This is a genomic window from Synechococcus sp. W55.1 (assembly GCF_047461655.1).
Taxonomy (GTDB): domain Bacteria; phylum Cyanobacteriota; class Cyanobacteriia; order Thermostichales; family Thermostichaceae; genus Thermostichus.
The window spans coordinates 1-13,239 of sequence record NZ_JANSHN010000015.1; the positions used below are offsets into that span (position 1 = coordinate 1).

General features: G+C 59.2%; 12 protein-coding genes. 6 read left to right on the plus strand and 6 right to left on the minus strand.

Annotated elements, in window-relative coordinates; all coding sequences use genetic code 11:
• Positions 1 to 205 precede the first annotated feature (205 nt).
• The 3 genes from NW816_RS08800 to NW816_RS08810 form a co-directional block, all read right to left on the minus strand.
• Positions 206 to 742, minus strand: coding sequence for a GNAT family N-acetyltransferase (locus NW816_RS08800; RefSeq protein WP_414408901.1), 537 nt, complete (start codon positions 740 to 742; stop codon positions 206 to 208).
• A 1,266-nt stretch (positions 743 to 2,008) separates the two neighbouring features.
• The gene (locus NW816_RS08805; protein WP_414408902.1) at positions 2,009 to 2,764 is read right to left on the minus strand and encodes a precorrin-2 C(20)-methyltransferase; all 756 of its coding nucleotides are present in this window, start codon (positions 2,762 to 2,764) and stop codon (positions 2,009 to 2,011) included.
• 8 nt (positions 2,765 to 2,772) lie between these two features.
• Complete coding sequence (locus NW816_RS08810) at positions 2,773 to 3,186, minus strand: STAS domain-containing protein (RefSeq protein WP_414357994.1); 414 nt, start codon at positions 3,184 to 3,186, stop codon at positions 2,773 to 2,775.
• Between the two features lie 296 nt (positions 3,187 to 3,482).
• On the opposite strand from NW816_RS08810, the gene NW816_RS08815 reads away from it, so the two are divergent.
• Positions 3,483 to 8,375, plus strand: coding sequence for a translocation/assembly module TamB domain-containing protein (locus tag NW816_RS08815; RefSeq protein WP_414408903.1), 4,893 nt, complete (start codon positions 3,483 to 3,485; stop codon positions 8,373 to 8,375).
• Here the strand turns inward: NW816_RS08815 and NW816_RS08820 are convergent.
• Genes NW816_RS08820 through cobU form a run of 3 tightly spaced genes read right to left on the minus strand, consistent with a single transcriptional unit; the run spans position 8,344 to position 10,008 of the window.
• A complete protein-coding gene (locus NW816_RS08820) occupies positions 8,344 to 8,937 on the minus strand; it encodes a hypothetical protein (RefSeq protein ID WP_414358000.1) in 594 nt (197 codons plus the stop codon). The two genes, NW816_RS08815 and NW816_RS08820, sit on opposite strands and share 32 nt — an antisense overlap.
• Positions 8,934 to 9,413 carry a CRR6 family NdhI maturation factor gene (locus NW816_RS08825; protein ID WP_414358003.1) on the minus strand — a complete coding sequence of 160 codons (480 nt, stop codon included), beginning with the start codon at positions 9,411 to 9,413 and terminating at the stop codon, positions 8,934 to 8,936. The genes NW816_RS08820 and NW816_RS08825 overlap by 4 nt, the downstream gene beginning before the upstream one ends.
• A gap of 37 nt (positions 9,414 to 9,450) precedes the next feature.
• A complete protein-coding gene (gene cobU / locus NW816_RS08830) occupies positions 9,451 to 10,008 on the minus strand; it encodes a bifunctional adenosylcobinamide kinase/adenosylcobinamide-phosphate guanylyltransferase (protein WP_414408904.1) in 558 nt (185 codons plus the stop codon).
• A 102-nt stretch (positions 10,009 to 10,110) separates the two neighbouring features.
• On the opposite strand from cobU, the gene NW816_RS08835 reads away from it, so the two are divergent.
• The 5 genes from NW816_RS08835 to grxD all read left to right on the plus strand — a co-directional run bounded on the left by NW816_RS08835 (position 10,111) and on the right by grxD (position 13,217).
• On the plus strand, positions 10,111 to 10,734 hold the full coding sequence (locus tag NW816_RS08835; RefSeq protein WP_414399320.1) for a CatB-related O-acetyltransferase: 624 nt from the start codon (positions 10,111 to 10,113) through the stop codon (positions 10,732 to 10,734).
• 101 nt (positions 10,735 to 10,835) lie between these two features.
• Positions 10,836 to 11,114 carry a hypothetical protein gene (locus tag NW816_RS08840; RefSeq protein ID WP_414408905.1) on the plus strand — a complete coding sequence of 93 codons (279 nt, stop codon included), beginning with the start codon at positions 10,836 to 10,838 and terminating at the stop codon, positions 11,112 to 11,114.
• Between the two features lie 145 nt (positions 11,115 to 11,259).
• A complete protein-coding gene (locus NW816_RS08845; protein ID WP_414408906.1) occupies positions 11,260 to 11,982 on the plus strand; it encodes a hypothetical protein in 723 nt (240 codons plus the stop codon).
• A 66-nt stretch (positions 11,983 to 12,048) separates the two neighbouring features.
• Positions 12,049 to 12,774, plus strand: a complete 726-nt coding sequence (ubiE, locus tag NW816_RS08850; protein ID WP_414408907.1) for a bifunctional demethylmenaquinone methyltransferase/2-methoxy-6-polyprenyl-1,4-benzoquinol methylase UbiE — start codon at positions 12,049 to 12,051, stop codon at positions 12,772 to 12,774.
• Between the two features lie 104 nt (positions 12,775 to 12,878).
• Positions 12,879 to 13,217, plus strand: a complete 339-nt coding sequence (grxD, locus tag NW816_RS08855) for a Grx4 family monothiol glutaredoxin (protein WP_041437553.1) — start codon at positions 12,879 to 12,881, stop codon at positions 13,215 to 13,217.
• Positions 13,218 to 13,239: the final 22 nt, after the last annotated feature.

Consider the following 13,239-nt stretch of genomic DNA (forward strand, 5'->3'; position numbering starts at 1 on the left):
ATCTAAAAAAACCAACTTCATCCTCTTTCCTCTATAAATTATTCTCTCTATCCTAACATAAGATCAACACGACCTAGGACCTCTCTAAAACCCGATTTCTAGTTTACATAACTTTATAAAAGCTGAGTCCAGGACCTCGTCTCACCACCATGAAGCAAGCCGGCGGGGTGGGAATCTGCCAGCTCAATGTTGCCGATGGGCCGATTCAAGGTAGCCACTTGCAGAGCAGAAGCTGCGGAGGGATCCCTAGCCATCGCCAGAGTTGAGCGGTGCGTTCAATAGGGGTGTAGCGCAGTTGGGCGTACAGTTGCCGCGCGGGGAGATTGTCTTCCAACACGTGCAGGTGCAAACGGCGGTAGCCCCACCCTTGCACCACTTCTTCAGCACTGAGCAAAAGCAGACGGGCAATTCCTCGCCGCCGCCAGCCGGGCAGCACCGCCAAGTTGGAAAGGTAGGGATACTTCCCATGGGCGATGACCCGCAAAGAGATCTCGGCAGTGCCTACCACCTCGGATCCCACCGCAGCCGCCAGACAGCAATAGTAGGGATCCCTTGTGGCCAGCCTGAGGCGCAAATCTTCGCGAATACCCAGCTTGCAAATCGGGTGGATCCAGCGTTGCAGGCCTGAGGGCGGATAAAAAACCTGCGCCAGAACTTCGGCCAAGGGATCCAGATCGCCCGGTGTAGCCGGGTAAACCACAGGGGAAGGCAACACAGGTTGAGACGGGGCAACCGCAGGCATCCCCCTTATTTTCCCAAACAACTTGCAAACAACAAAACAATAAGTGGCGACCCCCAAACGGAGCCGCCACTGAACCGGTAGGACTTGGCCACAGGGAGGAAAACCACCCCTGCCGACGCGGACTAACCGCATCCAAGATTCATCAAAACTTATTCTGTTGTCTTAACCTGTAGCTGATTCAACCGCTCCCACTACTGGGCTCGACAAATTAGTCGGCAAACAAACGAACTCAATTTTTGGGCCAGCGCCAGTGGTCGCTCTGACACCAGAATCTGAATCTGAGGCTTACGATGAGATCTCCAGATCGCTAACGTGGCAGGCTGAGCCGTTGATGCGATAGATATCATCTGTGATGGGCTGGTAACCCACTTCCACCAGATCGGACTTGGCAGGAGCGAATATGCGGACAACTGCTCTAGCAATCTTCGAGAGAAAGGCAAACATAGCAACCTCCTAAAAGCGAGAGTGAAACTATGAACCGAGAGGAGAGAACCTCAAATTGCTAAAGCCCGCAGCCCTTGTCCCACTGAGCGCTGGTTCCAAGTTGCCAGAGCTTGCAGGTTGAGAGCACCTGAACCCGATCACCGATTTTCCCACCCTGACTCGCTCATGAATGGAGATTCAAAATAGCCGGCTGAGCTTGTTGATCTGGCAAAACCACTCGTTATTTGAGGAACAGCTAGAGCACTCTCTCGCTCCCCCAGCGGCTTGTGCAGCAAGCCCAACTGCTATCTGCTTAACTCCCTTGTTCTGCTTCGAGGAAAACCTGTCGTAGGTACCAGGTGCCCTGCTGGGCGAGACAACCACTTCTCAGGAGAATCTGCCGAAGCAACGGATCGGAAGTTTGGATCAGAGCGTTGACCGACAGAGAACTTTGGAGAGAATTTTGGATTTGAGTCAGTCGAGAAGCGGTGCCTCGCATTTGAGATGGGGATGAGATATTATCCTCCTCGCCTGAATCACTACATTCATAATCTAACCTATAGCCGATCCCTCAACCCAGGTTGGCAACTATTCTTAACAGGTCGGATCATTCCTTTAACTTGGTCTTTTCATCTCTTTTTGATGTAGGTCAACGCAAGGATCCTAAGGATGCTGGACTGGGTTTCCTTGACATCTTTCCGGCACAAGATACCTGCTTTTTTGGGGAAACAAGCCGGCTCGGTACGGGACTTAAGCTCAATGGAAACACACGCAAAAAAATACCGACCAACCCCTGCTTCGGGCTGAATCGCCGGAAAAAACTCATTCCCTATCCTAGAAAACTCAATCCAGCCGCAGCCCGTTTTCTGGGTTAAGAGAATCTTTATTCCGGGGCCGAGAGCGCAGGATCAAGAGGGAAAAGTAGGGGGGCCGGTAGTCGGCCAGTCCTTCCAGGGTGGGGAAGAGGGTTTGCTGAGGCCAGCCGGCCCAGACCACCAAGCTGGCTTGTTGCAGCCAACCTCTTTCGGCCAGCCACTGCCAAACCTGAGGGTAGACAGAGGCCACTTTCATGAGGACGACTACCTCAGCCCAGGCACAAGCCTGCTCCAGTTCCGAGAGGGCAAACAGAGCCGGTAAAATCGCCAATTTCTCGGAGCCGAGCACCAAGGGGGATCCCAGGGCAGCAGCAGCGGCTAAGGGAGAGCACACCCCCGGTATGGCCTGGATGGGCAAGGCGGGGATCCGCTGCCGCAGGGCTTGGGCCACGTAGGCGAAGGTGCTGTAGAGGCCCACGTCTCCCTCACAGATGAAGGCGACATCTTCTCCCCTTTCTAGGAGTGGGGCTAGTTGCTGGGCAGCCACTCGCCAGGCAGCTTGCAGGACTTCCGGCTGGGTGACAAAGGGCAGGCGAAGCGGCAAGAGGGTTTGTTCCGGTCGCAGCCAAGGGCGCACAATCTGATAGGCCAGGCCCGGCTGGCCGGCGGCATTTTGGGGACAGGCCACCCAGTTGACCGTGCTGAGGATGCGGGCTGCTTTGACCGTTATCCAGTCGGGATCCCCTGCTCCAGCACTGATCCCCCAAAAGGTTCCCAGACCCATACTGTGTATCAGGCGGTCTCTGTACTGCCCGTACTTCCTTCCTTCAGGCGATCCAAGGCTTCCTGCAAGGAGTTGCGCAAAGACAGGAACTTCTCCAGGCGCACCAGCTTCACCGTTTGGGTGATGCGGGGATTGCTCACCACCTGAAAGACACCCGCACGGCTCTGCACCAGCTTGGCCAATTGCACCAGGGCGCCGACGCCAGAGCTATCGATGAAGTCGATCCCTGTCAAATCCAAGATGAGGTTAGGGGATCCCTCTTCTAAATACTTGGTGACCACCTTAACAAAGACCGGCTCGGAAAAGGCATCCAGAAGGCCGGTCAGGTGAAAGACCTGGCAGTTTTCCAGCGCTTCGTGGCTGCCGCGCAAGCTGACCGTCAGAGATAGGGGTTCCGGAATGGCTCTTCTCCTTTCAACCATCTCGACAGAAGGGAACACCTGAGAGAGGCCCCAAGGTGGGTTCAATCTCGGGTGTGGAGATAGCTTAGCATCCCCGTTCTCTTCGCGAGACGGTATTTTTCCGCTGGGTCTTTGGGGGAATTACGCCTGGGAGCAGGGATTTCTTCTTTCTGTTCCCTCGTGGCAAGCCAGGAGTCCTTGGGTAGGATGGGGGCAACTTTGCCGGCAGGGCCGACCTGCAATGCACGAACGGCTTTTGGCAGCCTGACAGGTTTTTAAGGGGTGGGCGGTTGGGAGAAGATCACCGAGATCCAGAGATGCAGCAGCGACAATTCAACCTTTCCCCCGGCGCTTTGGCTTGGGTGGGGGCAGGGCTGGGTTTGGGCTTAACGGCTGCAGCTTTTGGGGCAGCTTGGGGGGCTGCGGCTTATCTTCAAACTCAGGTGCTGCCCCAGGTGGAGGATGTTCTATCTCAGGCGACGCGGCGGCGGGTGGAGTTGGGGGAGGTGAGGTTTCTGTCCCCTTGGCAGGTGAGTTTGGGAGAAAGCCGCATTGAGCATTTGGCCACCATCGGCTCCATCGACCTCAGCCCCGATTTCTGGACTTGGCTGCGGACGGGGGAACGGGTGCTCAATGTTACCTTAAATCGGCCACAACTGCTGCTGATGGAAACGCTGGATCGGGGATGGGCGGATGTTCAGTTTCAACTGCCGGAAGGGGAAGGGGAGGGATCCCTGCCTTTCCAGGGGCTGAATATTCGCTTGCGCCAGGGATCCCTGACGGCCATTCCTTTGGTGGGGGAGCGGCGGCAGTTTGACCAGTTGCAGGCCCAGGTGCAGGTGTGGCTGCCCCACAATGCCCCGCCAGGAGAGGAGGATCTTTTCGGGGGGCGGGCCAGTTTCCAGGCGGCAGCCCGGTTGCGCCCTAAGGACTCTGCACCGCTGACGCGCCTGGAGGGGAGGAGGGGATACCCGCTGCAGCTCAGGGGGGTGGCGGATTTTGCCCAGGCTTCCGGTTCGGTGTCGCTTTCTGCAGACCGCCTGCCTTTGGATCTCTTGCCCAGTGTGGTGCCGGCGGCCCCTTTTGCGGAGGTGCAGGGGGAAACTGGCTTGGATCTCCAGGTGCTCTGGCGGCGGGATCAACCGCTGGCATTGACGGGGCAGGCCCAGGTTCAACAGGCTCGGCTGGGGCTGGAGATGCTGCCGCATCCCTTTGAAGAGGTGAACGGCTCCGTTGGCTTTACCTTGCAGGGGCTGGAGCTGCAGGGAGTCAGCGGTCGTTTGGGTCAGCTTTCCTTCACAGAGCTGAAAGGCCCTGTGGACTGGAGCCAGGGGCAGGGGTTTGGTTTGCAGGCGGAACTGGTGCCGGCCAGTCTTCAACAGATCCAAGAGACGTTTGACGTGACTGGCCTGCCGGTGGCGGTGGAGGGGGTGGTGGGGGGATCCGTAACGGTCACCGGCCCCTTGGATCGGCCACAGATTCGGGGACAGTTGCGGGGGCTTTCGCCGGGGCGGGTGGATCGCCTGCCGGTGTCGGAGTATGCCTTTGGCTTCCACTTTGCGGATCAAACCTTGACTTTTGAGGCAATCGACCTAAGGGCGGCGGGGGGTCGCATTCAGGGATCCGGCCAATTGCAATGGGCTGCTGGCTTGGCGGGCCAGTTCCAACTGCAGGTGACGGGGATGGATGCGGAGCAGGTGCTGGCTTTCTACGGGGGAGACTTGCCGCGCCGGGGCGCTCTTCCTTGGGTGGGGCCGGTTTCCGCGCAAGTGCAGGTGACGCTGACGGGATCCCAACCTCAGGTAGAGGCCACCTGGGCAACCCAAGGGGGAGAGATCGCCGGAAGAGGGCAGCTCCAGCTCTTGCCAGAGGCTGACGGTTGGGTGGTGGAGGTGCCTCAGGCAGTCTTGGCTGTAGAAGGAGGGCAGGCGCAGGTGGCGGGGCGGTGGGCAGGAGGGCAAGTGCAAGCCCAGGTGAGCCCCCAGAATGTGCCGCTGGCTTTCTTTAACCCCCAATGGACGGGATCCCTCTCAGGAGCCCTCACGGCGCAGGTGAACACGGCTGAGGTGTCGGAGCTGGGCTTTTTGGGGGCGCTGCGGGCGCAGGGCTCGGTGATCCTGTCGCAGCCTCTGGGAGAGGCAAGGGGCCAGGTGGCCTGGGATGGGGCGGGCCTAGTGATCCAAGAAGGTGAGATCTTGGCCGACGCAACTCGGCTGGCCGGCATACGGGGGCGGATCCCGGTGGATCCTCAAACCCTGCAGGTGGGATCCCTGGATTTGGCCTTGGCTGTGGATGGGGTTTCCTTGGCAGAAGTGCCCGGCCTGCCACCCTTGGTGGAGGGGGTGCTGCAAGGTTCGGGGCAGATTCGGGGATCCCTGGACAACCTAGAGGTGGAGGGAGAGGCTCGGCTCCAGGGCCTCAGCATAGCAGGAGTTGAATTTGAAGACTTGGCCGGATCCTTCCAGGGGTCTGCTCGAGGGGTAGAGGTGGATCTCCAGGGACAGCAGGACAGGCTGGCGTTGCAGTTGGATCCCCAGTTGCAGCCTTTGCAATTTCAAGTCCGGCGAGGGGAGGCGGAGGCAGTAGGTCAACGACAGCAGGAACAGCTCCAGGTGACGGTGAATCGGCTGCCGCTGGCTTTGCTGGGGGGCTTAGCTGCCGGGCCGTGGGCCAGCCTACAGGGGAACCTCGATGGGGAGGTGGCAGTTGACCTGGCGAGTGGTGCTGCCCAAGGACGGGCTGCGGTAGCGGATCTGCAGTGGGGAGGGATGAAAGTGCAGGGCTTCTCGGTGGATTTTGACTACCAGACTGCGGGCGACTCCGGCTCTCCCCGGCTGACCATTGCTCAAGCCCAACTGGATTTGTTCGAGAGCACCTATACGGCTAGGGGCACCTTAGAGCTGCCTGCAACTCTTCTGCAAGCCGGTTTGGATCCCACCTTGGCGGCTCTCGCTCCCCAAATTGACCTAGAGATCAGCACCCATCAAGGTCGGCTAGAAGATATCATCTCCGCCTTCAAGTGGCGGCAGTGGCGCGACCTCACCACCCGGGGTTTCCAATTGCCCCCCTTGGGCCCTGCCTCGGTGTTGGAGACCGATCCGGTTGGTTTGCCCAACCATCCTCTCCTGGAGCAGCTAGAGTACTATGCCCAGATCCTGGCCGCCCACCTGGAGACTCTGGCCAGCCGCATGGATCCGCTGTTCGCGTCAGCGGTGCGGAGCACTTTCCCGCCGCCCACGAGTCTGCGAGGGGAGTTTCAGGGCAGCTTGAGTATTGCCGGCAACCTTGCCCAGCCCCGTGTCAGCTTTCAACTGGAGGGCCGGAATTGGCAAGCCGAGGAGTTTGGCATTGAAACCCTCACTGCGGTCGGCAGCCTTGTCGTTCCCACAAGCGGTGCGGAGGGAGCAGTGGTGCTGGAGCCGCTGCTGTTGCGCAGTGGAGAGCGGCAAGCCCTGTTCTCCGGCAGGCTGGGGCTGGAGGAGCAGTCGGGATCCCTGCAAATTCAAGGATTTCCTCTGGCTTTGCTGGATCGCTTCTTGCCGGAGGAGCTGGAGCTGCAGGGGGATCTCAACCTGGATGTGGAGCTGGCCGGCAACCTGCGGGATCCCCGTGCCACCGGATCCCTGACAGTGGTCAACGCCCAGATCAACCAGGTGCCGCTGCGGGAGGTGGGAGGACAATTTGACTACCAGCGGGGGCAGCTGCGCCTGGACGGCGCCCTGCTGGCCAATGGTGACGAACCCATTCGCCTCTTTGGCCTGGTGCCCTACACCCTGCCCTTTGCCGAGGTGCGGGCCGAATCCGACCAGATCGACCTCACCCTGCAAGCCAAGCATGGCGGTCTGCGCCTGATCAACCTCTTCACCGACCAAGTGCGCTGGGAAGGCGGCCAAAGCCAACTGGAGCTGACCATCCGCGGCACCTTACGAGAGCCCAGCCTACAGGGGAACTTGAGCGTCAACTCCGGGATCCTCAAGCTGGCAGCCCTACCGGAACCCATCACCGACCTGACAGGCCAGATTGCTTTTAACCTCAATCAACTGCAAGTCCAGGAGCTGCGCGGACAGTTGGGGGAGGGATCCCTGGTGGCCAGAGGCGTTTTGCCCATCAACTCTCGCGGAGCTTTGCAAGAAGGAGAAGCTCTGCAGCCGCTGAGCCTGCAGCTCCAAGGGATCCGCCTGAACTTGCCCAATCTCTACACGGGCCGCCTGGAAGGAGAAGTGGTGGTGGGGGGGCTGCTCCTGCGACCGTTGATTGAAGGTCGTTTAGAGGTTTCCGAGGGGATTGTGGATGTAAGCCCTCGCCCTGAGCCACCCACCGCAACAGAGGCGGCTGAGGACTCTGCACCGCCGACGTCCGCGACAGCCCTACCCTTTTGGCAGCCGCGGTTGAATGGGCTGGAGCTGGCCTTGGGATCCCGGATCCGGGTGCAGCGGCCTAACTTGTTTGAATTCAATGCTTCCGGCACCTTGCGCCTTTTCGGCACCCCCCAAGATCCGCGCCCGGCAGGCACCATCACTCTGGAGCGAGGCCGGGTCAGCCTGCCCATCGCCAACTTTCGCTTGGATCGCTCCCGCCCCAACACCGCCACCTTCGACTTGGACAACCCCTTTGATCCCTTCTTAAACCTGCGCTTGATGACCCAAGCCTTCGAGGTGTACCGCTTCCCCCAAGATCTTTCCCCCTTCGACACCAACCGCAACCTGCCGGGATCCCAGCAGAGCATCGATATTTTTGCCACGGTCAACGGGCGGGCCAGCCAACTTGCCGAGGCGGATCCCCGCAATGGAGTTCTGTCCCTTTCCAGCAGCCCCAGCCGCTCCCCGGAAGAGATCGTCGCCCTGTTGGGGGGAACGGCTTTGGCCCAACTCAATCCAGAGGCAGGGGTGGCCGGGCTGGCGGGAACGGCCCTGCTCAGCGAGCTGCAGGAAGCTCTGCGGGATACCCTTGGCCTGGATGAAATTCGCCTCAGCCCCATCCCCCAGATCGATACCCGCGCTCCCAACCGTTCTTCAGTGGGGCTGGCCTTGGAGGTGGCCCGAGATCTGGGGCCGGCCACTTCCCTCTCGCTGCAGCGGAACTTGACGGATCCCTTCCAGCCCACCCGCTACAGCGCCCGCTACCGCTTCAACGAGCAAACCCTCACCCGCGCCAGTACCGATTTTGAGGGCAACAATGTCATTTCCATCGAGTTTGAGACCCGCTTCTAGCAGGATCCGCTCCGGCCAGATTGAAAATGGTTTTACCAGCGTCGCAGAGCGATAGAGCATCTGTATCCCAAAGGATCTGGCCATCAGGAGCCATCCTCCCCAACACCGGCATTCCCACTTGGGCTGCCAGGCGTGGGATCAAAGCTGCATCCAGCTCTGCCAAAGCCTGGGGATCCCCAGTTTCGGGCAGGGATCCAACCAGCACCCATCCCAAACCACGGGCCCTGGCTTGGCGTAACAGGGCGGCAAAAGCAGCACCTTGGCTCAGGGCGGCCTCCCGTTGCAACGTCAACAGCAAGCTCAACCCCCACGCATGGGCTAGATCGGCCCAGGTTTGGCCTGGCCCTATGGGATCGGCAACGCTGCCCGGCAAAACCAGTAGGGGATCTCTCTCTCCTGCCCACTCGGAGATCTGTTGCCAGAGAGCCTTGAGCTGAGCTTCCGAAGGGGTGGGATCCACACTGAGCCGGCCCCAAGGGCGTTGAACCACCTGCTGCCAAGCGTCGGCCACTGCCGTAGCTCCCGGGATCCCTGGCCAGGTGTCGGCCACCATCACCTTCATGGCTCTGCCTCCCACAGGGCGAGAAACTCCGGCTGGATCTCGAAGCCAAACACCAAAGCCATATCCCGCAGCATAGAGGCGGATCCCAGGTTCTGCTGCTTGAACCACCGCATCAACACAAAGATCTTCTGGTAGACGAAGATCTCCAACGCTTCTGGGTTGTAAACAATGCCCTCCCGAGGGTTGAATTGGTGGGGCACCATCATAGCCGCGTAACGGGCGAGTTCTCCTTGACGCCAATTGAGGAAGTAGGGCATCCAGGGGTAGACCGTATCCCACCGAATAAACCACAGGCGCACCTCCGGGATCTCGGACAGCTCCCGCGGATCCTCAGGGCTGCGCGGCCAATCGATGGCGCATTGCACCTGCTGGGCAGCACGCACGGGATCCGCCATCAGGGTTTTCACCAGCTCATGGCCGGGGGTGAGATCCAGAGTTTGAATGGCCTTGGCGGGAAGGTAGAAGGTAATCGGCACAGCGACACGGCTATCTGGCTTGCAAATGCAGCTTATCTCAGCTCTGTTCCATCTTGCCTGCCACCGGGATCCCCAGGCGGGTGAGATCGAGGGCAAAACCTGCCGTTACCAAAAACACTTGGTCGGCCAGAGGAGCCAGCCTTTGGGTGAGTTCTCCCATCCGATCCCGAAAGCGCCGCCCCATAGGATAGGCGGGCACCACCCCCCAGCCCACCTCTTCAGACACCAGGAGGATCTCCCCCCTACAGCTTTGCAAGGCTGCCAGGAAGGATTGCACCAAGGGATCCCATTCTGAAGAGGGACAGTCTAGGCCCTGCGCCACCCATCCCCCCAGCGAATCCACCAGCGCACAGCAGGGCTGGGGTAACTTTTGCAGTTCTGCCCCCAAGTCCCTCCCGGTTTCCCAAGTTTGCCAACCGGAAGGTCGTCGTTGCCGGTGCTGTTGAACGCGCTCTGCCCACTCTGGGTCAGTCTCAGGATCGGGTTTTGGCCCGGTAGCCAGGTAGACAACCGGCAAGCCCGAAGCCGCAGCCAAACCCTCTGCCAGCCGGCTTTTGCCAGAGCGCACAGGGCCACAGATCAGCACAATCGCCATTGGGTAGAATGGAAATCCACTGACGTTTGAGTCTAACCTCGACAACAGCCTGCTGAAGTCCTCAGCCGAGTGGTACCCGGTCAATCCTGAGGCTGAATCTCTATGCCCATCCGAATCGAGCACGCTGCCCAGCTGGAAGAGAAAACCTATTTTGCTCACGCCGGTTTAGAGCCTTTTCCTCTGCTCACGATTGGCTCCCTAAGCTACGGATATGAGTTTTTCCTTCATTGGATGGGAGAGTCATCCCGCGTCAAGATTGGACGTTGCACTTCGATTGCAGGAGGGGTGCATTTTTTCGTAGGGTACGAGCACCATACTGACTGGGTTACTACTTACCCTTTCACCCATTTACCTGATTCCTGGCGAGAGCTTCGTGCTTTGAAAGGGCACCCTGTAACTCGCGGAGATATTGTTGTTGGCCATGATGTTTGGATTGGCTATGGCGCTAAGATTCGCTCGGGGGTAACCATTGGAAATGGAGCAGTTGTTGGAATGGGTGCTGTGGTAACTCGAGATGTCCCCCCTTATGCCATTGTTGCGGGCGTGCCAGCGAGGGTGGTTCGCTACCGTTTTGCACCTGAAGTGATCGAGTGGCTTATCCAACTTGCTTGGTGGGATTGGCCCCTTGAAGCCATACGCCAGGCAGCACCTCTTCTCTGTCGGCCACTAGATCAGGAAGCAATGTCAGGGCTTTCTCAGATCAAGCAAAGCCTTCTTGCTGTTTGAAACTACTTGAGAAATTCCCCGCAGGCTAAGATGAGAGTTGGTTACGCTTGAAAAAACAATCTCGAATAACCTGACTGTACTTCAGGCTCAAAAGCTCGACCATGACAGATCCCAAGCCAATATCTCCGCCTGAACAAAAGGCTGCTTCGGCCTCTTTTCGATCTGCTCAACCGCTCTGGCTCAGCCTAGCGCTGGGGATCACCACTGCCCCCGTCTTGTTGGCATTGGTGCTGGCGGATCGAGCCGAGAAATGGCTGGGATCCCTAAGCTGGGAAGATCCGGGTTGGTGGCTGGGGGAGCGGCTGCCCAACTTAGACAGCGCCCCGCTACAGGCCCATGAGCGACAGCGCAAAAACTCTGCCCCAGTCGAGAACCCCTAGCTTCTCCGTCACTTTCGTATGATCGGGTAAGCGAACCAGCAGCAGGAGTTAACAGCCTTTGCGCAGACCGGCCAGACTATCTCAGGAGTTCACCTCCACATTCTCGGGGGTGCTGTTTTGGACGAGCGCATTTCTCTTCACAACGGTGTTGAGCGCTTGCTTGGGCTACCTATTTGGCCAGCGAGCCCTATCCGGGGTTTCTTCTCCTGTCACCGGCTCCGGTCAGGCTTCTCGCTCCCGCGAAGTTCGGGATCCCCGCACTGTGCCCTTGCTGAACGAGGCTGAGGTGATTGCAGCAGTCCAAGCCAGCCTTCGCCCGCCCCCGACTCCCACCCCCCTCTTTACCCCAACACCCGCTCCGGTCGCAACTCCCACCCCTACCCTCACTCCCAGAGTGTCTCCTGAATTGGCGGCAGCCCCATCGCCAACTCCTCGCCCCGCCACCCCATCTCCTCCACCTTCTCGTTCCCGTCAGCAGGACGGAGTCCTTACCTCAGCCCCGCTGGCCCCCACACCACCTCCGCCCCCGCCACAAATTGCCGCCAGTGGACAGGTCTCTATGCAGGTGCTCTCGGTTCGTCGAGAGGGAAGCCAAGTGGTCTTGAATGTGGCCATGCAGAACAACTCGGCAGAGACGGTGCGCTTTCTCTACAGCTTCCTGAACATTACCGACGACAACGGACGGTCGATCAACGCCCTCACCCAGGGTTTGCCGGGGGAGCTGCCCCCCAACAGCCAAGTCTTCCAGGGAATTATCCGCATCCCAGCCTCCAGCTTGGCCGGATCCCGATCCCTGTCCCTGAGTTTGGCCGATTACCCCAGCCGCCGCCACCGAGTAGGAGCCAGCGGGATCCCGGTGCCGCCGTAGTGGCTTCAGGTCGGGGATCCAAAGGTCTGTAGGATACGCGGAAACAGGAGGTGGAGTTGAGAACCGGTGCCTAGCCCAACCTTTGAACAGCCTGAGGAAATCCGAGCGCTTTTTGACCGCATTGCTCCCCACTACGACTCCCTCAACCAAACCTTGAGCCTGGGCCTCCATCAGGTCTGGAAGCGTATGGCCGTGCGTTGGTCGGGTGCCAGCTCAGGGGGACATGTGCTGGATCTGTGCTGCGGAACCGGCGATCTGGCTCTGCAGTTGGCCCGCCGAGTAGGACGAAGGGGACATGTGGTGGGCCTGGATTTCTCTCCCGCCATGCTGGACGTTGCCCGGCGTCGCTCCCGGCTGTTCCCCGGCTACTCGCTGGAGTGGGTTCTGGGAGATGCCCTGGCCTTACCTTTTCCCGACAATAGCTTCGATGCCGTTACCATGGGCTACGGCCTGCGCAACGTAACCGATATTCCCCAAGCCTTGCGAGAGATTGGGCGAGTACTGAAGCCAGGGTGTCGTGCCGCCATTTTGGATTTTCACCGCCCCACAGGGATCCCTCTTTTCGAGCAATTTCAGCGCTGGTACTTGAACACCCAGGTGGTTGCCCAGGCCAAAACTTTGGGACTGGGATCCGAGTATGCCTACATCGATCCCAGCCTAGATCGCTTCCCCTCTGGAGAAGAGCAACGACAAATGGCCCTGCAAGCAGGGTTTGCCAGCGCCAAGTTCTACCCCCTAGCGTGGGGCATGATGGGGGTACTGGTGATTGCGAAAAAGAATCCCTCGGCCTAGCCGTGGGGAGAGTGCCAAGTATGTTAGAAGTGAACGAAAATGAGATCTCGATAGGATGTCGGTTTGCCTATCGGCTGTTGTCGCTATAGTGGCTGAACACCATGCTGGATCCCCTTTTGGAAGAGAAAATCCGTGAGCAAATCCGCACCCACAAGGTGCTCATCTACATGAAGGGCACCCCGGAAATGCCCCAATGTGGGTTTTCCTATGCCGCCGTTCGTGTGCTGGATAGTTTGGGCTTCCCCTACACGGCGATTAACGTACTCGAGGATCCTGAGATCCGCCAGGGGATTAAAGAGTTTTCCAACTGGCCTACTATCCCGCAGATTTATATTGATGGGGAGTTTGTGGGCGGTTGCGACATCATCCAAGAGATGCACGCCCGCAACGAGCTGCGTCCGCTGGTCGAGGCAGCCTTTGCTAAGGCCACGGCTCAATCTTAAGGGATCCCATCTCATCCAGAGG

Coding starts and splice junctions, on each gene's coding strand:
- NW816_RS08805 (WP_414408902.1), bottom strand. CDS start 2,764: ATGGGTCTGGGAACCTTTTGGGGGATCAGTGCTGGAGCAGGGGATCCC.
- NW816_RS08810 (WP_414357994.1), bottom strand. CDS start 3,186: ATGGTTGAAAGGAGAAGAGCCATTCCGGAACCCCTATCTCTGACGGTC.
- NW816_RS08800 (WP_414408901.1), bottom strand. CDS start 742: ATGCCTGCGGTTGCCCCGTCTCAACCTGTGTTGCCTTCCCCTGTGGTT.
- NW816_RS08820 (WP_414358000.1), bottom strand. CDS start 8,937: ATGAAGGTGATGGTGGCCGACACCTGGCCAGGGATCCCGGGAGCTACG.
- NW816_RS08815 (WP_414408903.1), top strand. CDS start 3,483: ATGCAGCAGCGACAATTCAACCTTTCCCCCGGCGCTTTGGCTTGGGTG.
- cobU (WP_414408904.1), bottom strand. CDS start 10,008: ATGGCGATTGTGCTGATCTGTGGCCCTGTGCGCTCTGGCAAAAGCCGG.
- NW816_RS08840 (WP_414408905.1), top strand. CDS start 10,836: ATGACAGATCCCAAGCCAATATCTCCGCCTGAACAAAAGGCTGCTTCG.
- NW816_RS08835 (WP_414399320.1), top strand. CDS start 10,111: ATGCCCATCCGAATCGAGCACGCTGCCCAGCTGGAAGAGAAAACCTAT.